General features: G+C 60.2%; 23 protein-coding genes. 15 read left to right on the top strand and 8 right to left on the bottom strand.

From position 1 onward, the window contains the following. Positions 1 to 509 precede the first annotated feature (509 nt). Positions 510 to 941: a MucR family transcriptional regulator gene (locus QD409_RS11345; RefSeq protein WP_004121588.1), complete on the top strand. Its 432-nt coding sequence runs from the start codon at positions 510 to 512 to the stop codon at positions 939 to 941. 166 nt (positions 942 to 1,107) lie between these two features. Here the strand turns inward: QD409_RS11345 and QD409_RS11340 are convergent, their stop codons facing one another. Both QD409_RS11340 and QD409_RS11335 read right to left on the bottom strand, forming a co-directional pair. Then, positions 1,108 to 1,530, bottom strand: a complete 423-nt coding sequence (locus tag QD409_RS11340) for a SufE family protein (protein WP_430762767.1) — start codon at positions 1,528 to 1,530, stop codon at positions 1,108 to 1,110. A gap of 128 nt (positions 1,531 to 1,658) precedes the next feature. Beyond that, entirely contained in the window at positions 1,659 to 2,120 is a 462-nt protein-coding gene (locus QD409_RS11335; protein ID WP_430762766.1) for a DUF5330 domain-containing protein, read from the bottom strand. A gap of 470 nt (positions 2,121 to 2,590) precedes the next feature. Here QD409_RS11335 and QD409_RS11330 point away from each other — a divergent pair, with 470 nt between their 5' ends. From QD409_RS11330 to QD409_RS11320, 3 genes are read left to right on the top strand one after another with little or no spacing between them, the layout of a single operon-like run. Continuing rightward, complete coding sequence (locus tag QD409_RS11330) at positions 2,591 to 4,126, top strand: sensor histidine kinase (RefSeq protein ID WP_208858619.1); 1,536 nt, start codon at positions 2,591 to 2,593, stop codon at positions 4,124 to 4,126. Then, complete coding sequence (locus tag QD409_RS11325) at positions 4,098 to 5,129, top strand: peptidoglycan-binding domain-containing protein (RefSeq protein ID WP_430762765.1); 1,032 nt, start codon at positions 4,098 to 4,100, stop codon at positions 5,127 to 5,129. The genes QD409_RS11330 and QD409_RS11325 overlap by 29 nt, the downstream gene beginning before the upstream one ends. Before the next feature lie 48 nt (positions 5,130 to 5,177). After that, complete coding sequence (locus QD409_RS11320) at positions 5,178 to 5,537, top strand: DUF1491 family protein (RefSeq protein ID WP_430762764.1); 360 nt, start codon at positions 5,178 to 5,180, stop codon at positions 5,535 to 5,537. Positions 5,538 to 5,544: 7 nt separating this feature from the next. Here the strand turns inward: QD409_RS11320 and QD409_RS11315 are convergent, their stop codons facing one another. The 5 genes from QD409_RS11315 to QD409_RS11295 form a co-directional block, all read right to left on the bottom strand. Continuing rightward, a complete protein-coding gene (locus QD409_RS11315; protein ID WP_430762763.1) occupies positions 5,545 to 6,552 on the bottom strand; it encodes a DUF2336 domain-containing protein in 1,008 nt (335 codons plus the stop codon). 451 nt (positions 6,553 to 7,003) lie between these two features. Beyond that, positions 7,004 to 7,210, bottom strand: a complete 207-nt coding sequence (locus tag QD409_RS11310) for a hypothetical protein (protein WP_092845769.1) — start codon at positions 7,208 to 7,210, stop codon at positions 7,004 to 7,006. A gap of 796 nt (positions 7,211 to 8,006) precedes the next feature. Then, positions 8,007 to 8,555, bottom strand: a complete 549-nt coding sequence (locus QD409_RS11305; RefSeq protein WP_092845767.1) for a DUF1254 domain-containing protein — start codon at positions 8,553 to 8,555, stop codon at positions 8,007 to 8,009. Further along, the gene (locus QD409_RS11300) at positions 8,548 to 9,135 is read right to left on the bottom strand and encodes a DUF1214 domain-containing protein (protein WP_430762762.1); all 588 of its coding nucleotides are present in this window, start codon (positions 9,133 to 9,135) and stop codon (positions 8,548 to 8,550) included. Before QD409_RS11300 ends, QD409_RS11305 begins: the two co-directional genes overlap by 8 nt. Positions 9,136 to 9,399: 264 nt before the next feature. Further along, positions 9,400 to 11,595: a transglycosylase domain-containing protein gene (locus QD409_RS11295; RefSeq protein WP_430762761.1), complete on the bottom strand. Its 2,196-nt coding sequence runs from the start codon at positions 11,593 to 11,595 to the stop codon at positions 9,400 to 9,402. A 169-nt stretch (positions 11,596 to 11,764) separates the two neighbouring features. On the opposite strand from QD409_RS11295, the gene QD409_RS11290 reads away from it, so the two are divergent. Continuing rightward, positions 11,765 to 12,253: a YcgN family cysteine cluster protein gene (locus QD409_RS11290; protein ID WP_430762760.1), complete on the top strand. Its 489-nt coding sequence runs from the start codon at positions 11,765 to 11,767 to the stop codon at positions 12,251 to 12,253. Here the strand turns inward: QD409_RS11290 and QD409_RS11285 are convergent. Further along, positions 12,231 to 12,560, bottom strand: a complete 330-nt coding sequence (locus QD409_RS11285) for an MmcQ/YjbR family DNA-binding protein (RefSeq protein ID WP_430762759.1) — start codon at positions 12,558 to 12,560, stop codon at positions 12,231 to 12,233. The two genes, QD409_RS11290 and QD409_RS11285, sit on opposite strands and share 23 nt — an antisense overlap. A gap of 152 nt (positions 12,561 to 12,712) precedes the next feature. Between QD409_RS11285 and QD409_RS11280 the strand changes: the two genes are divergently transcribed. From QD409_RS11280 to QD409_RS11235, 10 genes are all read left to right on the top strand, one after another. Next, entirely contained in the window at positions 12,713 to 13,021 is a 309-nt protein-coding gene (locus QD409_RS11280) for a Dabb family protein (protein WP_430762758.1), read from the top strand. A 565-nt stretch (positions 13,022 to 13,586) separates the two neighbouring features. Then, the gene (locus QD409_RS11275; protein ID WP_092845757.1) at positions 13,587 to 13,835 is read left to right on the top strand and encodes a hypothetical protein; all 249 of its coding nucleotides are present in this window, start codon (positions 13,587 to 13,589) and stop codon (positions 13,833 to 13,835) included. 134 nt (positions 13,836 to 13,969) lie between these two features. Beyond that, entirely contained in the window at positions 13,970 to 14,641 is a 672-nt protein-coding gene (locus tag QD409_RS11270; RefSeq protein ID WP_004121640.1) for a response regulator transcription factor, read from the top strand. Continuing rightward, positions 14,631 to 16,025, top strand: a complete 1,395-nt coding sequence (locus QD409_RS11265) for an ATP-binding protein (protein ID WP_430762757.1) — start codon at positions 14,631 to 14,633, stop codon at positions 16,023 to 16,025. The genes QD409_RS11270 and QD409_RS11265 overlap by 11 nt, the downstream gene beginning before the upstream one ends. A gap of 91 nt (positions 16,026 to 16,116) precedes the next feature. Beyond that, positions 16,117 to 16,548: a hypothetical protein gene (locus tag QD409_RS11260; protein ID WP_092846008.1), complete on the top strand. Its 432-nt coding sequence runs from the start codon at positions 16,117 to 16,119 to the stop codon at positions 16,546 to 16,548. Between the two features lie 95 nt (positions 16,549 to 16,643). Further along, positions 16,644 to 17,786, top strand: a complete 1,143-nt coding sequence (gene ccmI, locus QD409_RS11255) for a c-type cytochrome biogenesis protein CcmI (RefSeq protein ID WP_430762756.1) — start codon at positions 16,644 to 16,646, stop codon at positions 17,784 to 17,786. Beyond that, positions 17,783 to 18,232, top strand: coding sequence for a cytochrome c maturation protein CcmE (gene ccmE / locus QD409_RS11250; protein ID WP_004121650.1), 450 nt, complete (start codon positions 17,783 to 17,785; stop codon positions 18,230 to 18,232). The genes ccmI and ccmE overlap by 4 nt, the downstream gene beginning before the upstream one ends. Further along, a complete protein-coding gene (locus QD409_RS11245; protein ID WP_092845752.1) occupies positions 18,229 to 20,217 on the top strand; it encodes a heme lyase CcmF/NrfE family subunit in 1,989 nt (662 codons plus the stop codon). Before ccmE ends, QD409_RS11245 begins: the two co-directional genes overlap by 4 nt. Beyond that, positions 20,214 to 20,720, top strand: a complete 507-nt coding sequence (locus QD409_RS11240; protein WP_245297945.1) for a cytochrome c-type biogenesis protein — start codon at positions 20,214 to 20,216, stop codon at positions 20,718 to 20,720. Before QD409_RS11245 ends, QD409_RS11240 begins: the two co-directional genes overlap by 4 nt. A gap of 169 nt (positions 20,721 to 20,889) precedes the next feature. After that, positions 20,890 to 22,446, top strand: a complete 1,557-nt coding sequence (locus QD409_RS11235) for a Do family serine endopeptidase (protein WP_092845750.1) — start codon at positions 20,890 to 20,892, stop codon at positions 22,444 to 22,446. The last annotated feature ends 78 nt before the right edge of the window (positions 22,447 to 22,524 follow it).

The raw sequence follows: 22,524 nt of genomic DNA, 5'->3' as shown, positions 1-22,524 counted from the left end.
TAAGCAACGGTAGTTCGCCTCATTAGTTACCTGCTTTTTTGTAGATGAAATTTTTACGAAGAAATGTTCGGATTAAAAACTGGACATTTGGGTAAAGAGTGCTAATTCAGATTCAAGTAGAGTTCTGATGTTGCGTTAGTCTCAACCGGGTTTAAGCTCTCAATGCTTTTAACTTTCCTTAAGAAAAAGCTGAGCAAAACTTTCTTCCGGTTAAGGATTGGAGATCACCTTTCGTGATCGCTAATACGGATATCAGACGGTACGAGGCGGTTTTCTCCGCATGAAATCTAGGGGTGGATTTCTTGTGGTAAGAAACATGGCGTTATGCACCGTTTTTTGCCGGTGGCTGCTACGAATACGAGCAATACGCTTATGCGGATTGCTCGGCGCTACGCTAACTTGGTGATCAACAGATTTCTGGGCTCAGCGCAGATCATATAGCAACGTTGTGCCTTGCGCGCTCCAAGGAGCCGCGGCGCAGCAGGCAAGCCGATGAACAGGAGAACACAATGTCAGATGCGGCCCTTGGCAACGGGCAGGAGTTGTTGGTTGAATTGACCGCCGATATCGTCGCGGCTTACGTCAGCAACCATGTCGTACCGGTCAGCGACCTTCCGAATTTGATTTCCGACGTACATTCCGCCTTGAGCAGCACTTCGGCCCCGGCTCCCGCCGTTGCCGTTGTTGAAAAGCAGAAGCCGGCCGTATCCGTCCGTAAATCGGTCCAGGATGACCAGATCACTTGCTTGGAATGCGGTGGCAGCTTCAAGTCGCTGAAGCGCCATCTGATGACCCATCATGGCCTCTCGCCCGAAGAATACCGCGAGAAGTGGGATCTGGCTGCCGATTATCCGATGGTGGCGCCCGCCTATGCGGAAGCACGTTCCCGGCTTGCGAAGGAAATGGGCCTCGGCCAGCGCCGCAAGCGCGGCGGTCGCTAAGAACCTTAGAAGGCTCCCAAAACCCGGCTTTCGGGCCGGGTTTTGACTATAGCCGCCGGGCGAGCGGCTCCAATCGGTGAGATGTTGCGGAACTCTGTGGGCGCGCCGAAACTCCCGTTCGCGCTTGGTTCCGAACGGAAAACTACTTCCTGTTTTTGGTAATTGCTCAGGCAGCGGCCCGGAGGCGGGCCTCTTCGCGGATGCGCTTGATCATCGAGCGTAATCCGTTGGCGCGCTGCGACGAAAGATGCTCGACCAGCCCGATTTTTCCGAAGACGTCGAGCGCATCGAGCGCGGCGATTTCGGAGGCCGGCTTGCCGGAATAGGTTGCCAGCACGATCGCTACCAGCCCGCGCACGATATGCGCATCCGAATCACCCTCGAAGATCAATATCGGATTCTCAGGATCGCCGGACGCCTGTGTAACGAGCCAGACCTGGCTCGCGCAGCCCTGCACCTTGTTTTCCAGCGTCCGCTTGTCTTCCGGCAGGTCGGGCAGCGCCTTGCCGAGTTCGATCACATAACGATAGCGATCCTCCCAGTCGTCCAAGAAGGAAAAGTCGTCGATGATCTTCTCAAGCGCAGTCATTGTATCGGTCCAGATTATCCATTGACCATGGATATAGGCGAAACTGCAGGCAATTTGAACCCGCGGCAAAAAAGAACGCCGCTGGCCTTGTTCGGGCCGCGGCTAGAATGAGGCAAGATTGGGAAGTATCAGGTCCGCGGGCGTGGCATCGGCAGCGGCACCGAGGAGGGCAGCCGGACCGTTCCGGTCACGACCACGTCGGCAGTCTCGGTCCCGAGAATGCGCTTTGCCGGCATAGGCTGAGTCGCGGCAGCGATCTGTTCCGGGCTCACGCGCGCTGCGGCATCGGCCGAGGAGCGTGAAGACTGATCCTTAAAGTGACGACCGAGCATGTCGTAGGCAACGCGGGCGCCGTCGCCGACCTGATATCCAAGGGCCGTCAGTGTTTCGCCGCCCTTGACGCAAACATCCGGCTTCTCGGTGCACATGGCGCCGACATACTGAACGACACCCGAGGCAGCGGAAATCGCATCGGAAACCTGTAGCGTCGCCTCGCCGGCCGGCCGGGGAGCGCCCTCAGGCTTGGCAAAGATCGGCAGAAACATGAGAACCAGTGAAAACCAGAACCCCGCTCTAATCAGAAACCACATGTCCTTGCCCACCTTCTCTGTCGTTCGGCTCGATCGCCGATTCGGACTGGTCTGTCCGATGTGGCTTGAACCCTACCCGGCAGAGGACAACATCGCTTTTCAAAACTCCGCGGCTTTTTCGGCAAATTTGATTCAAATTTTAGCTTTCCGAATTCGAGCCGCATTTGGATCAAATTGTAGCGATTGCTGTTAAGCATGTCTCGCCTGATCCTGTTGATATGCAGGGCTTTGCGGAGTTTGGGCTCGTCACAAAAGTTAACGCGCGCCGGAAATATGAATAAAATCCGCTGCTTACCCGCTGTTAACCACAAAAAACAAAGGTCTCGCATTCTGCGCCAAAACGGGATTTTGGAGCCTTTTCGGCCGGTCGGCGGGTTCTCTCTTTATTCTTTCCTTAAGTCGCGAAGGCCTATTGTACAGTCCAATAAGTGACCGTTTTGACGGGTTGTAGTGTGCGCGTATTGAGTGACATGGCTGTCGGGGCTGTAGCCTTCGTAGACCGGGTGAGCGGAAGCTGGCTCTCCGGGACGAGCGGAAATGGCGAGGTCCGGGCGCAGGAGCTGACGATCTTGCGGCGGCTTGCGCTTGCCTCCTCGGTGGCGCTTTTTGCCGTTCCTGCCGGGCTTTCCTTCATTACCAGCCCCGCCGTAGCTTTGCCTGCCGGTGTTGCCACGGTTTGCGCCGCTTTCCTGTTTTCGGCGGTCGGCAGCATCGCGCTGTCGCGCCAGCGGCCCGCTTCCCAATCTGCTGAAGCCGTCGTCGTCGAGCATCGCGACCTGATGCTGGAAGCCGCCTTCGGCCTAGTCTTGCTTCTCGATCCGCAAGGGAACGTCACCACCGTCGGTGGTCGTGACCGGGCGGAATTCCTGAGCTGGATGCGCGATCCGACGGGCCGCGGTCTTATCGAGCAGATCCACGTATCGGACCGGATCGTGTTTCTGCAGGCCATCGACGTGCTTCGCCAGGGAAGGGACGCATTCTGTGTCGACCTGCGCCTGGAGCGCTCCGCCGTTATCGGTAGCGACCAGCAATTCGTCCATGCTCGCGTGGAACTGACCGCGCGACGCGATGCCGAAGGACGCCTGACGGCGATCGTCAGTCAGTTGCGCGACATATCGCAGGATCAGCAGCTTCGCGAGGATGCCGCGCGCAAGACGGCTGAAGCGGAATCGGCCAATGACGCCAAGTCGCGCTTCCTTGCCGCCGTCAGCCATGAGCTGCGTACGCCGCTCAATGCCATCCTCGGCTTTTCCGATATCCTCAGCGGCGAATATTTCGGCAAGTTGGAAAACAACCGCCAGCGCGAATATGTCGGCCTGATCCGCCAGTCCGGCGCGCATCTGCTGTCGGTGGTCAACACCATGCTTGACATGAGCAAGATCGAGGCTGGCCGCTATGAACTGCTGATGGAAGCCTTTCCGATAGAGGATTCCATTGCCACATGCGAAGCCATGCTGGCGCTGCAGGCCAAGGAAAAGGGACTGACCTTGTCGAGCCGCGTCCAGCGCGGCCTTGGAGACATCGTCGCCGATCAGCGCGCAATCCAGCAGATCCTGATCAACCTCGTCGGCAATGCCATCAAGTTCACGGATGCCGGTGGCGCGGTCACTGTCGATGCTGCATTGGCGGACGGCATGCTGAAGCTCTCGGTCGGAGATACCGGCATCGGCATCGCCAGCGAGCGGTTGGCCTCGCTGGGGCAGCCCTTCGTGCAGATCCAGAACGATTACACGCGCCGCTATGCCGGCACTGGTCTCGGCCTGTCGCTCGTCAAGGGGCTCGTCTCCCTGCATGGCGGAAGCTTCAACATAGCCAGCTCGCCAGGCGAGGGCACGGTGATCACGATCCTTATTCCGTTCGACGGTTCGGGCGTCTCGGCTGTGCAACAGCCTGTGGATGTCAATCGCCCCGTCGATTTTCCGCCGCGCCTGAAACATACTGTGGAGATGAGTGAAGGGCGAAAAGAGGAAGGGATGGATGGCGCCGCAAAAGCGAAAATCGCCTAAGGGAAGAGGCAAGGGCAAACGTAAGCAGCCTGGGTTCGCTTCTCGCGGAGTGGTCGCCCTGGGCAGCCTCAGCCTGCGTGGCGGTACCGCGCTGGGCGGTCTCGGTCTGCGCGGAGCAGGCGTATTTGCGGGCCTGGTCGGCGGCGCGGTCGGCCGGCATCCTGCGATTGCCGGCGGCATCGCTCTCTTCCTCGGGGTTTTCGGCTTCGTCACGGCGAATGCGCTCTGGTATCAGACGGGCGCGCATCCATCGCCCTTGCTGCGCACCCGCGATCCCGCCTCTCCCTATCAGATCCCCGGCCGCAAATCGTTCCTTCACGCACAGCAGGCCGATGCCGGCAATGTCACGACGTTCCGCATAGAACGACAGGATTCGACTGCTGCCGCGCCTGCAGCCGGCAAACCGTCGGCGAACTCACCCGGCACGCAGCCTTCCGCTGCGCCAACGAAGCTGATTGCCGACGTGCAGGCCGAGCTTATCCGCCACGGCCTCTATGATGGCGCAGCAGACGGCGTGCCGGGATCGCGCACCACAGCCGCCATTCTCTTCTTTCAGGAGGCATCCGGCCTGCCGCAGACAGGGGCGCCGACGCCGGAGCTTCTAGCTGCCCTGAAAGCCAGCAATGCCGCCGGCTCTCCGCCGGCTGCCGGCAGCAAGGCAAGCATTGCGGCCATTCCCGCACAGCGTCCAATCAATGTCTCGGCCACGGCGGACGCCATCGATCCGGTCGCCGCCGCCATTCAGAACGCCGAAAAAAACATGAGGACCGGTACCGTCGTGCCGAAGCCCGTGTCGGGCGATACGGTTACCAAGGTCAATCTGGTCATGCAGATCCAGAAGGGCCTGAGCAATATCGCCTATAGCAATGTCAGCATCGACGGCGTCGCCGGCGAGCAGACGAAGGCTGCCATCCGCCGGTTCCAGAAGCATTATCGCCTGCCGGAGACCGGAGAGCCGAACATGGCCGTGCTGAAGAAACTGCAGGATATCGGCGCGCTTTAGTCCTCCGCTTCAATTGCCTCGCTCGCCGCTCGCCGCTATAGCTCGGCTATGAGATTGCGCAGCGACATCTTCGTTTCCGCCATGACCCGCCGCCTGTTTGCCCGGGGCGATTTCGCTGCGGTCGAGCGAAAGGGCGAGGAGCAGGCGGGAGCGATCTTCATCCGCCAACGCTTCCGCGACGGGTTGGAAACCCTTTATGGTCCGGCGCCGCAGAGTTTCTTCGATGGGGAGGGGGACGAAGGCCGCCTCTTCGAGATCAGGAGCGACCGCAAGGAGCCGGCGGAAATCCGCGAGGTCCTCGATCGCGAGCTGAAGTTCGATCCGGATTTGTGGATCATTGAGCTGGAGACGGACGATGCGGCCGAAATCGTCCCTTTGGCCGGTTCTCGCGCCAATCCGCTGGATTGAGCAGTCCCTATCGCCGGTTTGCTACTCTCAATTCGCGGATCGTACCGGACTTGGCGCCGAACAATGGTGCGGCCAGGCGCTCTGCTGGCTTCTCCTGCGGAAGATAAGTGTAGCTGTCGGCACGACGCCATGCTTCGACGCGGGTCTGGCTCTCCTCCGCATCGATGCCGTCGAGCACAAGCCATGCGCGGCTGACGCTGCCGTGCCGTTCCGTCAGATGCGGGTAGAAACGCTCCAGCGAATGGACGGCGTCTGCAATGCCCATGCCAAGGCTGACCAGCGTCACGGCCAGCTGCTGCCCCGACGTATCGAGCATGATGCGCTCCGCCAGCCAATAGCTTGAGGACAACGCGTCTGCGAGCGTTTTTGCGAATTGCTGTGCATCGCGTTCCCGAGCGAAGCGGACGAGCAGAGCCTCCTGCATTTCGTCGAGGCTGCGCAGGCCGAGGCGATCCCTGTCGTCGCGAGCCAGATGACGTGCAACCTGCTTGATCTGCAGGCGTAAGGATTCCTCGCGCGCCAGCCTATCCGCTTCGGCCGTATCGGCCTTCGGCGGAAGTGCATTCGCTGCTGCGTCCGGCGCAGTCATGCCACGATCCGGCTCGGCCTGATGCAGGCCAACGAGCGCGTCGATGACCTTGGGCGACAGCGACGGTCTGCTGACGATCGCGCGGGCATGGGCCGCGCCCTGCGTGCGGGCGATGGTGATGAGGGTGTCGTCGTCGATCGCCTGCGAACTGGTGAGGAAGGGGGCGGCGATGGCGATCGGCTGGCAGCCGATGAAGAGGGCAACGGCCTGCGGCACTGTCGCACATTGGGACAGGGCGGCCACGGCCTGGCGCTTCGCTTCGTCGGAGGAGGCCTGGAATACTGGCGTGAAGAGTTCCGCAAACTGCCGAAGTTCGGATCTGGATGGGTGGCCCATGCCTTCGAAGCTGGTGATCGTCGCCATCAGAACCACGTCCTTCTTGCGGACAGTCGCAGGCTCTTCAAGGTCTCGAAACCGGTCACGCACGCCAACACCCATACAGAAACGCAGAACAAAAACGCGGGGAGCCGGATCGTCGACCGCCGATATTGTCGCACCACTTTTCGTTCGCGCCGAATGACACTTCCCTCAACGGGGGCGTCCTCGGCGGCGATTGTCGAAATGGGGATAGACACGACCGTCCTTGTCTGGCTTTTGCGTGAGACTAAGGCCGGTTCGGTTAATGGTTCGTGAAAACTTTATTAAAATCCGAATAAAAATTGCGCGTTAAGCTTGCGCGCGAGCGAGCGCCTGAATTTTGCTGGATGATGTGGCCTCTAAGGGGTAGAGCCTGCCGCGAAACACTTTTTCCGCAGGAGTATTCGATTTCGATTTCAACCTATGGGGGTTCATAGATGGCAGGCCCATTTGCCCTGCTGGCGGCTGCCCGGAGAGACATTCTCAATGCCGGCGAAAGCTGAAACGGCGTGGATGCGGGCTAGATGCCCCGATGCTCGCGCAATGCCGCGAGGAGCTTTTCCGGGGTGTTGTAGCCGGATTGAAAAAGGCCGAGCGCGGCCGTCGCTGCAAACTGGGCTTCGGCACTTTTGATGTCGATCCGCCTCTCCAGGCACCATTCATCGAGCGCGTGGCGCAGGACAGTGATATCCTCTGGAGAGAAGATGGAGTTGCCCGTCGCAAACATGCGTCGCCCTCGATTGCCGGCCTTACAATACGTTAATTTTTCGTGATCGCAAATAATATTTGCATGACGCTTTTTTGCAACGAATGTATCGCCAATCTACCCGTCGGTAGGACCGCATGTTTATTTAACTATATGATATCGCTTGATTTCGTCGCGAAATCGACTTTTGGGAATTTTCGGCTGCTCGTGAAACCAAAGCCGCGGTCACGGCGTTAGTAGCGTATGATCACCTATGGCAAGGGTGACGTGCGACGAAGATTAGCATTCTGTTAACTGCACTATGTCTGAATTCCGGTGAAAGCAGCCGCTGGCAGAATCTAATCAGGTGCAAGCAGGGCATGGAACCGTAAACGGCACCCATGCCAAGGCGTTCCGAGAATGCCGCGAGAAGGCGTGAATGTCCCTCGTCTTAGCTGGAAGGATAGAGCTGAGAGAGGGAAGCGCTAGCCCGCTTTGATGGCGGGCAGGGTGAAATCAGTCGCAGGTTCATCCGTCTCAAGACGTAAATGGAGACGAGAATGGCAAAGATAATATCCCTTTCAGACTGGCGATCGCGCCTGCCGCAGCGCGCTCAGCGGGAGCCGGTAGAAGCGCGGATACTGCTGTTTACCGGAGTGCGCTACGAGCATCTGGATACTCCTACCCACCGTCCCGGAACCGGGCCCAAGCGGGCTAAGGGCAAGTAACGCCCGCCGGCTGGAAGAAGCGTCAAACCCGCGTCCATAGGTTGCTGCGGGTTTGCTTTGCCAACCTGCCTCTCGCGACTGGAAGCGCAAGCTTCGTCACTGACCAAGCCTCAGTCGTCGCCGAATTCGTCGCAGCCAGCCTCCGACAGAAATTCTCTAGCCGCATTGTTGAAGCTTGCCTGTGGCGCCACCGTACGCAAGACCACATAGCCTTGTGCGCGCGGCGCTTCCACCAGGATCGATTGCGCAAGAGCCGGCGGCAGAGCCTTGCGTATGCCCGTCAGCTGGACGGGGGAGGCGAGCAGCAGGTCGAGCGCGCCGCCGACCGAGGTGCGGTCGCTCATGCTGAACACTTCGTTCGAGGCAGCATCGTAGACGGCAAGCGACCAGAACGGCACCTTGCCCTTTGCAGTCAAATGCACCGGCTTGTCTTCGATGTCATAAGCGCAAACGGCGGTGCGGATGTAGGGGTCGGTGTTGGAAAGCCCTGCATCGTCATCCTTGTCTTCAAGCATATAGAAGTGGTTCTCGTCACCTTCGTCCGATACGCGGGTGTAGGCATCGCGGTCGGAGAAGTGCGGCAGCGACAGGATGATGACGATATGCAGCAGCGCTGCGCCGAATAGGCCCGTCAGGATGGCGAAAACAAACCTAAACATTGCCGCACCCGATCTTCTCGAGCTTCGGCATGGTGAGGTCGATCAGGCCGGAATTGCTGGCCGCCGGCGAATCCAGCAGCGTCCAGACCAGCCGGAAATTACCCGTGGCGGGCAGGGCAAGCCAGTTGTCCGCATGGGCACTCGGCGAGACGGTGATGCTGAAGCTTGAGTCCGGGGCGCGCAGCACGACCCAGGAGTTGATCGTCGAGGGACGTCCGGGAAGCCCGGCGAGCGGTGCGCCGTCATTACCGGCGGTGAAAAGCGTCCAGACCCGCGCCGGCGGCGTCTGGCCGCTGATGCGATAGCTGCAATTTGCCGTCAGCCGCGCGCCCGTATCGTCGTCGGAGGCGGTAAACACCAATCCTTCGGCCGTGCCGTAAAGCAACCGCCCGGCGCGCGCACGGTGCGATTTCGCATAGGGGTCCGCATCTGCCGTCTGCATTTCCGGGAATGCCTGCCAGGCGCCTAGCTTGATCGCGCCGAAACCGGATGTCGCATTCAGCGCAAGGAGCGTGAACAGTATCCCGCCGCCGAAGGCGATCAGCAGCGAAAGCGCAACAAGAAGGGGAACTCGGAACACCCTGGGATCGTCCTCGTGACAAATCGATATCGATTTATTCCTGATTCTGACGGCAGGGGGAAGGGCAGGGCGTCGAAGGGTCGAGTTTGCGGACGGTTTCTAGCCGAACCAAAGTCGGGATCGACGGTCGGATGTCAGCGCCCGTCAGGCTCTGCGGAGGCCAGCCAATTTCGGCGAGAGATGCGCTGCTCCGCATCATCGATGGAAATCCATCCGGCTGAGATCAGGCGGCATGGCATGCCGGCCGCCTTCACCGGCGAATTGCTACTCCGCCGCTGCCAGTTTTTGTACTGCGAGCGGAGCTGCGGCCTTCAGCCTTTCGCCGATATCGCGAAGGATCTTGGTGGAATCCACCGATAGGGATCGTGGGCGCACGAGCGGGGGCAGGCCGGCACTTGCCGGATCCGCCGGCTTCTTGGCCGCAGCGGTCTGCGGCTTCTGCACGGGGAACGGATCGCTGATCCCCGGGATCGGCTTCAGCACGATGCCCTGATGCGCGTAGTCCATGATCTTCTTGAAAGTCATGGCCGGCAGCGTCCCGCCCGTCATATTGTTCGTCGACGTGTAGTCGTCGTTGCCGAACCAGACAGCGCAGGTGTAGTTGCCGGTAAAACCGATGAACCAGGCGTCGCGATAGGCTTGCGTGGTGCCGGTCTTGCCGCCGACGACGATGCCGTTGTCCAGAGCTGCCTTGCGGCCGGTGCCGATCACCGGAACCTGCGTCAGCATCTGGGTCATATAGGAATTGGCCTTCTCGCTGAGAACGCGCTTGGCCGTCGTTTCGTCGCGACTGAAATCATAGAGCACCTTGCCGTCATAGCCGGTGATCTGCTCGATGCCATGGCGTCTTGATTGCATGCCGTCCGCCGGGAAGACTGAATAGGCGGTCGCCTGGTCGAGCACGGTGACTTCCGATGTGCCGATCGGAATGGTCTTGTCGTTGCGGATCGGCGTTTCCACGCCCAAGGCCTTGGCCATGTCGCGGATCGGCTGAATGCCGAATTTTTCCTTGGCCAGGCGCACCGGGATTGTGTTGATCGATTGCGTGAGCGCCTGGGTGAGCGTGATCTTGCCCTCGTAGCGGTTCTCGTAGTTGTGCGGGCTCCAATTACCCCAGGTAATCGGTGCGTCGACGATGGTGGATGTCGGCGTCATACCGTTCTCCATCGCTACGGAATAGGTGTAGATCTTGAACGAGGAGCCCGGCTGGCGCAGCGCCTTGGTGGCGCGATTGAACTGGCTTTCGCCGTAGTCGCTGCCGCCGACCATGGCGCGCACGGCGCCGCCGTTTTCGATCATCACGCTCGCGCCCTGCTTGGCATGATAGCGCTCGCCATATTCCATCAGGCTGGACTGGATCGAATCCTCCGACGCCTTCTGCAGGCCCATGTCGATGGTCGATCGGACGATCAGCGAGCGATCCGGAAAGCGCGTGGCAAGCCGCTGCACTTCATCGAAGGCCCAGTCGAGGAAATAATCGGGAGATTCGATCTGGGCGCGGTCGACGACGGAGGCGGGATTGCGCCGTGCGGCGATCACCTGCCCCTCGGTCATCAGCCCACTCTGCACGAGGTTGGAAAGTACGTCGTTGGCGCGGGCGCGGGCGGCCGGCAGATTGACGTGCGGCGCATATTTAGCCGGCGCCTTGAACAGGCCGGCCAGCATCGCCGCTTCGGCCAGATTGACGTCGGTGATGCTCTTGCCGAAATAGAATTGCGCCGCCGCCGCCGCACCGAAGGTGCCGCCGCCCATATAGGTGCGGTCGAGATAGAGGCTTAAGATCTCCTTCTTGGAGAGATTGGCCTCAAGCCAGATCGCCAGGAAGGCTTCCTTGATCTTGCGATCGATGGAGCGCTCGTTGCTGAGGAAGATGTTCTTGGCGAGCTGCTGCGTCAGCGTCGAGCCGCCTTGGACGACGCCGCCTGCCTGCGCATTGACGGTCACCGCACGGAACAGGCCGATCACATCGATGCCGAAATGGTCGAAGAAACGCCGGTCCTCGGTGGCGAGCACTGCCTTGACGAAATAGTCCGGCAACTGGTCGACCGGCACGGAATTCTCATGAATGATGCCGCGATGGCCGATGACGTTGCCGTAACGGTCGAGGAAGGTGACGGCGAAGTTGCCGCGATTGCGCCAGTCGCCCTGGGTTGCCTCGAAGGCCGGCATGGCGAGCATCAGCATGACGACGGAGCCGGCAGCACCGAGCGTCAGACCTTCGCCGAGCAGTTCGAAGATAATGCGTTTCCAGCCGCGCACGCGGAACCGGCGGAAGAAGATCGTGATCTCTTCCCAGGCTTCGGCGAGACGAAAACCTGCGTTCCAAAGGGTGGAGTCGATCCATGAATCGAGCCGCAGGAAAAAATAGCGTTTCCGCCGCCGGGGCTTCTCGGCCCCGTCGTCCTTCCGCGTCTCGGGCTCCATCTTCGGCCCGTTTTCTGGATTGGATGGGTCTTCCACGCTCTACTTCCCGACCAAATTACGGCTGCATGTCTCCTTGTGGCGCACGCAAAGCCTATTATCTCATAGGACGGCGAATTGAATAATTGGTTGATTTAGAGAAAAGAACAAGAGACATGCATGCCGCAGCCCGAATTCCCTCTTTTGTCGGGTGGCGAGGATGATGATGATGACAGACGAGATACCCTTCTGGAAAAGCAAGAGCCTGACGGAAATGAGCCCGTCGGAATGGGAAAGCCTTTGCGACGGCTGTGGCCTCTGCTGTCTCAACAAACTCGAGGAGTGGGATACCGGCGACGTCTACTTCACCTCGATCCGCTGCAAGCTGATGGACGGTGAAAGCTGTCGTTGCACCAGCTATCCGAATCGTTGGGATTTCGTGCCCGACTGCGTTCAGCTTACGCCAGAGAAGGTGTCGGAGCTGGAATGGCTGCCGCCCACCTGCGCCTACCGCCTCGTCAAAGACGGTCGCGATCTCTATTGGTGGCATCCGCTGATCTCGGGCGATCCGGAGACGGTGCATATCGCCGGCGTTTCCGCGCGCGGCCGCACGGTCAGCGAAAACGACGTCGAACTCGACGACTTCGAGGATTATGTCGTCGACTGGCCGCTGACGGTCGAAGACGATATGCTGCCTAATCTGCCGGTAAAGTCATAGATTTCGGCGCTACGTTCCGCCAGGCGCGCCGTAAAAGCACCCTGATCGCATCGGTGTCGGCGCGGTGATGGAAGAGCCGGGTGGAGCCCTTGAGACCCCAGCCGCCCGGCATGGGGGCGACATGCTCCGGCATGGTTGCCAAAGCCATCTGATGCTGGTCGGGCATGAGCTTGAGAACACAGAAGTCCGGATCCGGAAGTGTCATGAAGATCTTACCGCGAACGCGAAAATCGCGGGTTCCGAAATGCGAGCTTTCCGCCGCTTCCGGCAGGCTGAGGGCAAGGGCAATGAGATCCTCGTCTGTCATAAAGAAAGAGTATCATGCGTGGCCGCAGGCCGAAACGCTGGCACGCGTGGCCTGCGACAACGCAGCCTCGGTGGAGATCCCGCCTCTTCATTGAACTGAGCGGATGCGCGTGATATCGCGCGTGGCCTTCGCTCGTGCACAAGGAACTGCCCGTGATCCGTCATATCGTCTTCTTCACCGTTCCCGATCGCGCCAAGCTTGAGGATGTCCGCTCCGGCCTGTCCATCCTGACAGCCATCCCGCATGCGCGCCTCTTGGAGATCGGCATGAATGTAAAGACCGATCAGCTCGGCACGGAAGTCGATATCGTCGTCTATGGCGAATTCGACGACGAGGCGGCGCTCGCGGCTTACAAGGCTCATCCGAACTACCAGCGCTCCATAAAGCGGGTGCGCCCGCTGCGGGAAATGCGGATCGCCGCCGACTACGAGACCGATGTCGCCATCCGTGCGCCGTTCTGAACAAAGCTCTGGTTAGACAGTATCCGCCACCAGCCATTTCAAGGGATTGAGCCTTCGGGTGGAATCGAAATGTCGGCGACTGGACTCTCTGCAAGAGGTTCTTGAATCAACATCTGAGCGGGCCGATTCAATTTGGAAAAAAGCGGCTGCAAGCGGTTCAAAAGACTCAAGGAAGTCCTGTGCTTTGCGTCGGCAAAACACCTGAAGGCCAGTTGGGTTAGTCGGCGAGGCGCGATGGTTCGCGGCACGCTGATGCACTCAACCATACTAGAGAATGATTAAAAATGACTGAGTTTGCACGGTTGCTTATATAACGGTGACGCGGTTTGGGCATCCGCTCGATGCGCGCCGCTAGGTGATCGTGCCGATCACGCGGCGCAGGGTGCCGATTGGTGGCCGTTCCGGTGAATCGGTCATAGCGCATCTAGTGAATTCAAATGGTTAGGTTCTCCGTGGTGCTTGTTACACGCCTCGAAAACGGAAAGTTACGGCCCATTCATTTGCCATTCAGACGTGTTTGGGTACATATTTGCTCAAGTTAATGTCCCCGTGGGAAGTCCGAAGCATGGCCTCATTATCAAGCATAGCAGCAGCGGCCCTTGTTCTGGCCGGCTCGTCTGTTCTGCCGGCGCCGGCGTCGACCCAGGTGGCCCGAGCCAACAGCGATTGCAGCGAGGCAGCGGCGGAAGTCGTCGAAAAGACGGGTGGACAGCTCCTTTCCGCGCAGCCGTCCGGCGACAGCTGCGTCATCACCGTTCTGGTGCAGGGCAACGGGCAGCGTCCGCGCAAGGTGACGATGAAGGTGCCGATGTGACGGGCATTTTGGACCATACCGCATAGCAGATGTTCTAAAGCCTTGAATTTCACGCAAAATCTTATCGCTTCCGTGATTCCACTATAGCTCGAATTACAGTACTGTTTCTCGAACCGGGGAAATTGGGTCCGAACATGCGCATTCTGATTGTCGAAGACGATATCAACCTTAATCGCCAGCTTGCCGAGGCTTTGAAAGAGGCTGGCTATGTCGTCGATACGGCCTTTGACGGTGAGGAAGGGCATTTTCTCGGCGATACCGAGCCCTACGACGCCATCATTCTCGATATCGGTCTGCCCGAGATGGATGGCATTACCGTGCTGGAGAAATGGCGCGGCGCCGGACGGGCAACGCCTGTGCTGATCCTGACGGCGCGTGATCGCTGGAGCGACAAGGTCGCCGGTATCGATGCCGGTGCCGACGATTATGTCGCCAAGCCCTTCCACGTCGAGGAAGTGCTTGCGCGCATCCGCGCGCTGATCCGCCGCGCCGCCGGCCACGCCTCCTCGGAAATCATCTGCGGTCCGGTTCGCCTCGACACCAAGAGTTCGAAAGCGACGGTGGACGGCAAGCCGCTCAAGCTGACCTCCCATGAATACCGGCTGCTCGCCTATCTCATGCATCACAAGGGCGAAGTCGTCTCACGCACCGAACTGGTCGAGCATATGTACGATCAGGATTTCGACCGCGATTCCAATACGATTGAGGTTTTCGTTGGTCGCCTGCGCAAGAAGATGGGTGTCGATCTGATTGAAACGGTCCGTGGCCTTGGTTACCGAATCCAATCTCCGACCAATGCGAATTAAGTCGCTCACTGCTCGCGTCCTGCTGCTGACCACACTCTGGTCCGCCGTGGCGCTGGTGGTGATCGGCCTGGTTATCTCCAATATCTATCGTAAGAGCGCCGAGCGCGGTTTTGAGGACCTGTTGCGGGCACAGCTTTCCAGTGTGATCAATTCGGTCACGATTAGCGATCAGGGTGAGTTATCAGGCAAGCCGGAGCTTGGCGACCTGCGCTTCGCCCAGCCGAAGACCGGCTGGTACTGGATAGTCGAACCGCTCGGTACCTATACCGCGACACCTTTGGTCTCGCCGTCCCTCGGCGCATCGAACCTGCCGGTGCTGTCGGTGCTGGAGGCACCCTTCGACAAGCAATACCAGCGCTATTACATCGTTACGGATGCCTTCGGAAACCGCGTGCAGGTGGCTGAAACCGAAATCCAGTTCGATACGGACCATGCAGCTCGGTTTCGCGTCACGGGCAACGTCGCCGTCGTCGAGGACGATGTCCGCAATTTCTCCCATAGCCTCTATTTCGCGCTCGTCGGCTTCGGTGTCGGCAGCCTCATCGTCAATGCGCTTGCCATTCTCTATGGTCTGAAGCCGCTCGATAAGGCTCGTGCCGCCTTGGAGCGCATCCGCGCCGGCGAAAGCGAGCGGCTGCAGGGCGATTTCCCGCGCGAGATTCTGCCGCTCGCCAACGAGGTCAACGCGCTGATCGAAAGCAACAGGCGCATTGTCGAGCGCGCCCGCATGCAGGTCGGCAATCTCGCGCATTCGTTGAAGACGCCGATTGCGGTGCTGCTCAACGAATCCCGCGTGCTGGAGCGCTCGCATGGTGATCTGGTGAAGAACCAGGCCGAGGTCATGCAGGGGCAGGTGCAGTCCTATCTCAACCGCGCCCGCATCGCTGCGCAACGTGATTCCGTACTGGCTCGCACGGAGGCGGAACCCGCGCTCGAGCGGCTTGTCCGCGTCATGCGGCGGCTCCATGCGGAAAAGGAATTCGAACTCACCGTTTCTCCCAATCTGGCGCTGGCGATGGAACAGCAGGATCTGGAGGAGACCGTCGGCAACCTCCTGGAAAATGCCGCCCGCTTTGCCGAGCACAAGGTGCGGCTTTCGGCAAGCGAGGCGCCGCCGGAGATCAAGGGCATCGACCCTGTTCGGCGCCACTGGGTGGAACTTTTGGTAGAGGACGATGGGCCGGGGCTTGAGCCGGATCAGATCCGCGAGGCGATGAAGCGCGGCCGCAGGCTGGACGAGAGCAAGCCCGGCACCGGTCTCGGCTTGTCGATCGTCAGCGAGATCACCAACGAATATCAAGGCAAGTTCGAGTTGTCCCGAGGTGACTGGGGCGGCCTTCGTGCAAGCCTAATTCTACCTGGGCTTACGAAGGATGTTGCGTGAGGAACGGCATGATGCCAAAGAGATATTGTGGGTCATGACGATGCCGCATCGCAGTACCTATGGTTTTGCTTTTCGATACTGGTTCGGTTGTATGAAGCTTCGTACCTATTTCTTGGTCGTCCCCTCTCTTTTCGCAGCACTTGCGCTTTCCGGTTGTTCCACCACGGGTGGCAAAGGCGGTGGCGGAAGCCTGCTTCCCCCCTCCAAGCCGCCGGCGTCGGCGACGTTTATCACCGCGCTCGATGGCGGTATTGTCGGACGGACGGGATTGAAGCTCAGCGATAACGATAAGCAGCGGGCGCTGGAAGCGGAGTATCGGGCGCTGGAAACTGCGCCGCTCGGCCAGCCAGTGGCCTGGAAGGGCAGGAATGCCAGCGGCGAAGTCGTGGCTGCCGCGCCCTATCAGGTCGGCTCGCAGAATTGCCGGCAATATACCCACACCATCACCGTCGATAGCAAGCCGACGACGGCGAGGGGCGCTGCCTGCCGCAACGATGACGGCACCTGGACGCTGCTCGAATAGGTTCCCATGCCGAGAAGCGCGGCCAAACGCCTCAAATCTTCGTCAGTGAGGCTTTCGCGGTTGGAATAAGCGCCCCGTTAAAGTATTGGGCGTTTATGCTGTTCTGGATTCTCGTGGCCGTTATCACGGCCGTTGTCGGTGCTGTGCTGCTCTTTCCTCTTCTGCGTGGTGCAAAGGAGGCCGCAGACCGTCGTTCCGGTGAGGCCGAGGTCTATCGCGATCAGCTTCGCGAACTGGATCGTGATCTCGCCGCCGGGCTGATCTCGCCGGAGGAGGCAGGCTATGCCCGGGCGGAGATCGGACGGCGGCTCATTGCCGTTTCCAAAGGCGAGGCTACCGAAGCAAAATCGCCCAACCGCAGCAACTATCGCCTCTCTCAGGCTTTCATCATCGTCATTCTCCCCACTGTCGGCCTCTGTCTTTATCTCACCAAAGGCGATCCGGGGCTGCCGTCGCAGCCGCTGGAAGCGCGGCTGGAGAAGCCCGGCAACGATCTCGCCATTTCCATCGTCAAGATTGAGCAGCATCTGGCCAAGAATCCCGATGACGCCAAGGGCTGGGAAGTCCTGGCACCGATCTACTTCAAGACCAATCGTATCGCTGACGCAGAGCTTGCCTACCGCAATGTAATCCGTCTGCTGGGGCCGAGTGCTACGCGGCTCGGCGACCTGGGCGAAGTATTGGTGGTCAAGGCCAATGGTATTGTGACTGCCGAAGCCCGCAGCGTCTTGCAGCAGTCACTGGCGCTCGATGCCGCCAATCCCCGCACGCTTTTCTATCTGGCGCTGGCGCTGGAGCAGGAAGGCAAGGCAGGGGATGCTAAAACCGCCTTCGAAGCCTTGGTCGAGCAATCGCCACCGGATGCGCCCTGGCTTGCCGCCGTCAATGAGCATATTGTCAAGAATGGCGGTCAGCCCACGGTATCTGCGAATGCCAATGCACCCGGCAACCCGACTGCGGAGGATGTCGCGGCTGCCAATGCACTCAGCAGCGGCGATCGCCAGCAGATGATCCGCGGCATGGTCGAGAGCCTCGATGCCAAGCTCAGGGAAGACCCTAAGAATTTCGAGGGCTGGATGCGGCTGATCCGCTCCTACGCCGTGCTGAACGATCGGGATCGCGCTGCAGATGCCTTGAAGCGAGGCCTTGCCGCTTTCCCGGCCGATGGAGGCAAGGGCCAGCAGCTTTTGGCGCTGGCAAAGGAATTGGGACTGCCGACGGAGGTGAAGCAGCAATGACCCGCAAGCAGAAACGCCTGGCCGTGATCGCCGGCGGTATGGGTTTTATCGCCGTTGCCGTGCTGCTGGTCCTGTTCGCCTTCAGCCAGTCGGTCGCCTATTTCTATATGCCGGCCGATCTCGCCAAGACGCCGGTCAACGCCGGGACGCTGATCCGCCTTGGCGGGCTTGTCGGCGAAGGATCGATCGTGCGCGGGCAGGGCACGCAGGTACAGTTCGCCGTGACCGACGGTACCGATACCATCAAGGTGAAATATGACGGCATTCTGCCGGATCTTTTTCGCGAAGGGCAGGGTGTCGTGACCGAAGGCAAATTCGAGCCGGGCAGCAATGTCTTTGTGGCGGACAGCGTTCTTGCCAAGCATGATGAACGCTACATGCCGAAACAGGTCGCCGACAAGCTGAAGGCCGATGGCGTCTGGAAGGGCGAAGAGGCGACCCGATGATTATCGAGCTTGGACATTACGCCCTGGTACTGGCGCTGGCGACCGCGCTCATCGTTTCCATCCTTCCCGTAATCGGCGCGCGCCGCGGCGATGTGTCGATGATGGATATCGCGCCGGTTGGTTCGGTCGTCGCTTTTGTGCTCGTCGCCTTTTCCTTCGGCGTGTTGACCTACGCCTATGTTGCCTCCGATTTCTCCGTCCTCAACGTCTGGGCCAATTCCCATTCGCTGATGCCGCTGATCTTCAAGATTTCCGGCGTATGGGGCAATCACGAGGGATCGATGATGCTCTGGCTGTTGATCCTTGTGCTGTTCAGTGCCCTCGTCGCGCTGTTCGGGCGCAATCTGCCTGATGTGCTGCGTGCCAATGTTCTGGCCGTGCAGTCGTGGATCTCCTCGGCCTTTCTGGTCTTCATTCTGCTGACATCCAATCCATTCATCCGGCTCGACCCGGCGCCGGCCGAGGGCAAGGATCTCAATCCCGTCCTGCAGGATATCGGTCTCGCAATCCATCCGCCCTTGCTCTATCTTGGCTATGTCGGCTTCTCCGTCTGCTTTTCCTTTGCCGTTGCGGCGCTTCTGGAAGGCCGCATCGATGCCGCCTGGGCGCGCTGGGTACGACCCTGGACCTTGGCCGCCTGGAGCTTCCTGACGCTCGGCATCGCCATGGGTTCCTACTGGGCCTACTACGAACTCGGCTGGGGCGGCTGGTGGTTCTGGGATCCGGTGGAAAACGCCTCCTTCATGCCCTGGCTCGCCGGCACGGCGCTGTTGCACTCCGCATTGGTCATGGAAAAGCGCGACGCCCTGAAGATCTGGACGGTGCTGCTGGCGATCCTGACCTTCTCGCTCTCGCTGCTCGGCACCTTCCTTGTCCGCTCCGGCGTGCTGACCTCCGTGCATTCCTTCGCCAGCGATCCGACGCGCGGCATTTTCATCCTCTGTATTCTTCTGATCTTCATCGGCGGAGCGCTCTCGCTCTTTGCCCTGCGTGCACCGAAGCTTGCCGCAGGCGGATTGTTTGCGCCGATCTCGCGTGAGGGATCGCTGGTGCTGAACAACCTGATCCTGACGGTTGCCTGCGGCACGGTGCTGACCGGCACGCTCTATCCGCTGGCGCTGGAAACCTTGACCGGCGACAAGATTTCCGTCGGACCGCCCTTCTTCAACATGACGTTCGGGCTGCTGATGACGCCGATCCTCGTCGCCGTGCCGTTCGGCCCGCTGCTTGCGTGGAAGCGCGGCGATCTGCTCGGCGCGCTGCAGCGGCTATTCGTCGTTGCCGGTCTTGCTTTCCTCGCCGGGCTTGTCCTGTTCTATCTCAAGCATGGCGGTCCGGTGATGGCCATTCTCGGTCTTGCCGCCGGCTTCTTCCTGATCTTCGGCGCGCTCGCCGATCTCTGGTATCGCGCCGGCGTTCGCAAGGTTGCGGCTGGTATCGCCTGGCGCCGGCTGCGCGGGTTGCCGCGCTCCGCCTTTGGGACGGCGCTTGCCCATGCCGGCCTCGGCATTACCGTACTTGGCATCGTCGCCGTGACGACCTTCGAGACAGAAAACATCACCAGCATGAAGCCGGGCGAGACAGCCGAACTCGGTGGCTACAGCCTGCGCTTCGAAGGCATGGCGTCGGGTGTCGGCCCGAACTTCACCGAAGATCGCGCCCGCTTCACGGTAAGCCGCGGCGGCGTCGCCTTTGCCGAAATGTCGTCGTCCAAGCGCGTGTTCACGGCAAGCCGCACGGCAACCACCGAATCCGGCATCCTGACGCTCGGGCCGAACCAGCTTTACGTGTCGATCGGCGACGCCGGCAAGGATGGCGGCATGGTCGTGCGCATCTGGTGGAAGCCGTTCATTCTCTGCATCTGGATGGGCGCTCTCGTCATGGCAATCGGCGGCTTCGTGTCGCTCAGCGATCGGCGCCTGCGCGTCGGTGCACCAAGCCGGAAGACGAAGCCGGCTCGCCCTGCAATGGAGCCGGCGGAATGAGCAGGTTTCGGTGGATATTACCCTTTTTGCGCGAAAGGCGCCTGCTTGGCCTTGCCCGGCTGTGGCTCTGCCTTGCAGCCATCCTGACGCCGCTGTCGGTCTTCGCCGTCAATCCTGATGAAGTCCTGCCCGATCCAGCCATGGAAGCGCGGGCGCGGACGATCTCCGCCGAATTGCGCTGCATGGTCTGCCAGAACCAGTCTATCGACGACTCCAATGCCGACCTTGCGCGTGACCTGCGCCTGCTGGTCCGCAACCGCCTCAAGGATGGCGACACGGATCAGCAGGTACTTGATTACATCGTCTCCCGCTATGGCGAGTTCGTCCTCTTGAAGCCGCGCTTCACCGAAAAGACATTCATACTCTGGGGCGCGCCGATCGCGCTCTTTATCGTCGGTGGATTTGCCCTTGCCGCTTATGCTCGCCGCCGTGCCGGCAAGCCCACCGGCAAGCCTCTAAGTGCCGAGGAAGAGGCACAATTGAATGAGATCCTGGGAAAGTGACGCTGACGTCATCTTCCTTCACGTCATTGCCATCATTTCCCTACATTACGAATTTTTCATGGGGCGGACAGTTCGCTGTAAGGTCCCGTGTCCTATATCTTTACCACCACAAGTCATTGCCGGTCTCCGCCGGCTGAAATCTGACGAGAGAATAGAAGGTAACTCGCATATGTTCAGGAATATCAAGGACACCTTGTCCCGCAGCACCGCAATGAAGGCTTCTGTCGTCGCCGGCCTCGCTGTTGCTGCTCTGGCCGCGGGTGTTCCCGCCGAAGTCAGCCGCTCGTATGCCGATGCCGTCAATGTCCAGGCCCCGCAGGTTCCGAGCTTCGCCAATGTGGTGGACGCCGTATCGCCGGCCGTGGTCTCGGTTCGCGTGGAATCCCGGATCAACTCGGCAGCTGAGGAGGACGATTCCTTCGGTCTCGGTCGCGGCTTCGACGATCTTCCCGACGATCATCCGCTGAAGAAGTTCTTCCGCCAGTTCGAGCAGCAGCAGGGCCGCGGCCAGCAGAAGGGCCAGAACCAGCAGAAGAATTCCGAAGACGGCAAGGGCCGCCTGCGGCCGGTCGCCCAAGGGTCCGGCTTCTTCGTGTCGGAAGACGGCTATATCGTCACCAACAATCACGTCGTTTCCGATGGTGCAGCCTTCGTCGTTGTTCTCAACGATGGCACCGAGCTTGACGCCAAGCTCGTCGGCAAGGATTCGCGTACCGACCTCGCGGTGCTGAAGGTCGATCCCAAGGGCAAGAAGTTCACCTATGTCGGCTGGGCCGATGACGCCAAGGTCCGCGTCGGCGATTGGGTCGTTGCCGTCGGCAACCCGTTCGGCCTCGGCGGTACTGTTACCGCAGGTATCGTCTCGGCCCGTGGTCGCGATATCCATTCCGGTCCCTATGACGATTACATCCAGATCGATGCGCCGGTGAACAAGGGCAACTCCGGTGGCCCGACCTTCAATCTCAACGGCCAGGTGGTCGGCATCAACACCGCCATCTTCTCGCAGTCGGGCGGCAGCGTCGGCATCGCCTTCGCAATTCCGGCGACCACCGCCAAGGATGTCGTTACCGATCTGATCAAGACCGGCACGGTTTCGCGCGGTTGGCTCGGCGTTCAGATCCAGCCCGTCAGCAAGGATATCGCCGAATCTCTCGGCCTTTCCGAAGCCAGCGGCGCGCTGGTCGTCTCTCCGCAGGACGGCTCGCCTGGTCAGAAGGCCGGCATCAAGAACGGCGACGTCGTGACGGCGGTCAACGGCGAACCGGTCAAGGATCCGCGTGACTTGGCTCGTCGCATCGGCGCCATGCAGCCGGGCTCCAAGGTCGAGGTTTCCCTGTGGCGCGACGGTAAGTCTCAGTCGGTCACGGTCGAGCTTGGCACTTTGCCGGTCGATCAGAGCCAGTCTCCGGCTGACGACAACTCGCAGCCGAGCCCGTCGCAGCCATCCTCCGAAAAGGCTCTGGCTGATCTTGGCCTCACCGTCGGTCCGTCCGACGATGGCAAGGGCGTTGCGATCACTGCCGTCGATCCCGACTCGGATGCCGCCGACAAGGGCGTGAAGGAAGGCGAGAAGATCACCTCGGTCAACAATCAGCAGGTTTCGAGCGCCAAGGACATCGTCAAGGTTCTCGATCAGGCGAAGAAGGACGGCCGCACACGTGCCCTTTTCCAGATCCAGTCCGGCGACGGCAGCCGCTTCGTTGCCCTGCCGATCAATGCCGGCTGATCCTCTCAACCTTTAGAATGCAATGGGAAGCCGCGCAGGCACGGCTTGCGCGGCTTCCCCTTTAAACGACGTCAACGA

It is taken from the genome of Rhizobium sp. BR 315, assembly GCF_050577975.1.
Classification (GTDB): Bacteria; Pseudomonadota; Alphaproteobacteria; order Rhizobiales; family Rhizobiaceae; genus Rhizobium; species Rhizobium miluonense.
Note: the sequence above shows the minus strand (reverse complement) of the source record. Positions and strands in the feature narration are given on the sequence as shown.

Excerpts from the sequence above, each read along its gene's own strand:
- ccmI (WP_430762756.1), top strand. The coding sequence starts at position 16,644 with ATGCTGTTCTGGATTCTCGTGGCCGTTATCACGGCCGTTGTCGGTGCT.
- QD409_RS11260 (WP_092846008.1), top strand. The coding sequence starts at position 16,117 with ATGAAGCTTCGTACCTATTTCTTGGTCGTCCCCTCTCTTTTCGCAGCA.
- QD409_RS11310 (WP_092845769.1), bottom strand. The coding sequence starts at position 7,210 with ATGTTTGCGACGGGCAACTCCATCTTCTCTCCAGAGGATATCACTGTC.
- QD409_RS11340 (WP_430762767.1), bottom strand. The coding sequence starts at position 1,530 with ATGACTGCGCTTGAGAAGATCATCGACGACTTTTCCTTCTTGGACGAC.
- QD409_RS11265 (WP_430762757.1), top strand. The coding sequence starts at position 14,631 with ATGCGAATTAAGTCGCTCACTGCTCGCGTCCTGCTGCTGACCACACTC.
- QD409_RS11330 (WP_208858619.1), top strand. The coding sequence starts at position 2,591 with ATGGCTGTCGGGGCTGTAGCCTTCGTAGACCGGGTGAGCGGAAGCTGG.
- QD409_RS11305 (WP_092845767.1), bottom strand. The coding sequence starts at position 8,555 with ATGTTTAGGTTTGTTTTCGCCATCCTGACGGGCCTATTCGGCGCAGCG.
- QD409_RS11245 (WP_092845752.1), top strand. The coding sequence starts at position 18,229 with ATGATTATCGAGCTTGGACATTACGCCCTGGTACTGGCGCTGGCGACC.
- QD409_RS11285 (WP_430762759.1), bottom strand. The coding sequence starts at position 12,560 with ATGACAGACGAGGATCTCATTGCCCTTGCCCTCAGCCTGCCGGAAGCG.
- QD409_RS11320 (WP_430762764.1), top strand. The coding sequence starts at position 5,178 with ATGAGATTGCGCAGCGACATCTTCGTTTCCGCCATGACCCGCCGCCTG.
- QD409_RS11275 (WP_092845757.1), top strand. The coding sequence starts at position 13,587 with ATGGCCTCATTATCAAGCATAGCAGCAGCGGCCCTTGTTCTGGCCGGC.
- QD409_RS11290 (WP_430762760.1), top strand. The coding sequence starts at position 11,765 with ATGACAGACGAGATACCCTTCTGGAAAAGCAAGAGCCTGACGGAAATG.
- ccmE (WP_004121650.1), top strand. The coding sequence starts at position 17,783 with ATGACCCGCAAGCAGAAACGCCTGGCCGTGATCGCCGGCGGTATGGGT.
- QD409_RS11270 (WP_004121640.1), top strand. The coding sequence starts at position 13,970 with ATGCGCATTCTGATTGTCGAAGACGATATCAACCTTAATCGCCAGCTT.
- QD409_RS11335 (WP_430762766.1), bottom strand. The coding sequence starts at position 2,120 with ATGTGGTTTCTGATTAGAGCGGGGTTCTGGTTTTCACTGGTTCTCATG.
- QD409_RS11325 (WP_430762765.1), top strand. The coding sequence starts at position 4,098 with ATGGCGCCGCAAAAGCGAAAATCGCCTAAGGGAAGAGGCAAGGGCAAA.
- QD409_RS11235 (WP_092845750.1), top strand. The coding sequence starts at position 20,890 with ATGTTCAGGAATATCAAGGACACCTTGTCCCGCAGCACCGCAATGAAG.
- QD409_RS11240 (WP_245297945.1), top strand. The coding sequence starts at position 20,214 with ATGAGCAGGTTTCGGTGGATATTACCCTTTTTGCGCGAAAGGCGCCTG.
- QD409_RS11345 (WP_004121588.1), top strand. The coding sequence starts at position 510 with ATGTCAGATGCGGCCCTTGGCAACGGGCAGGAGTTGTTGGTTGAATTG.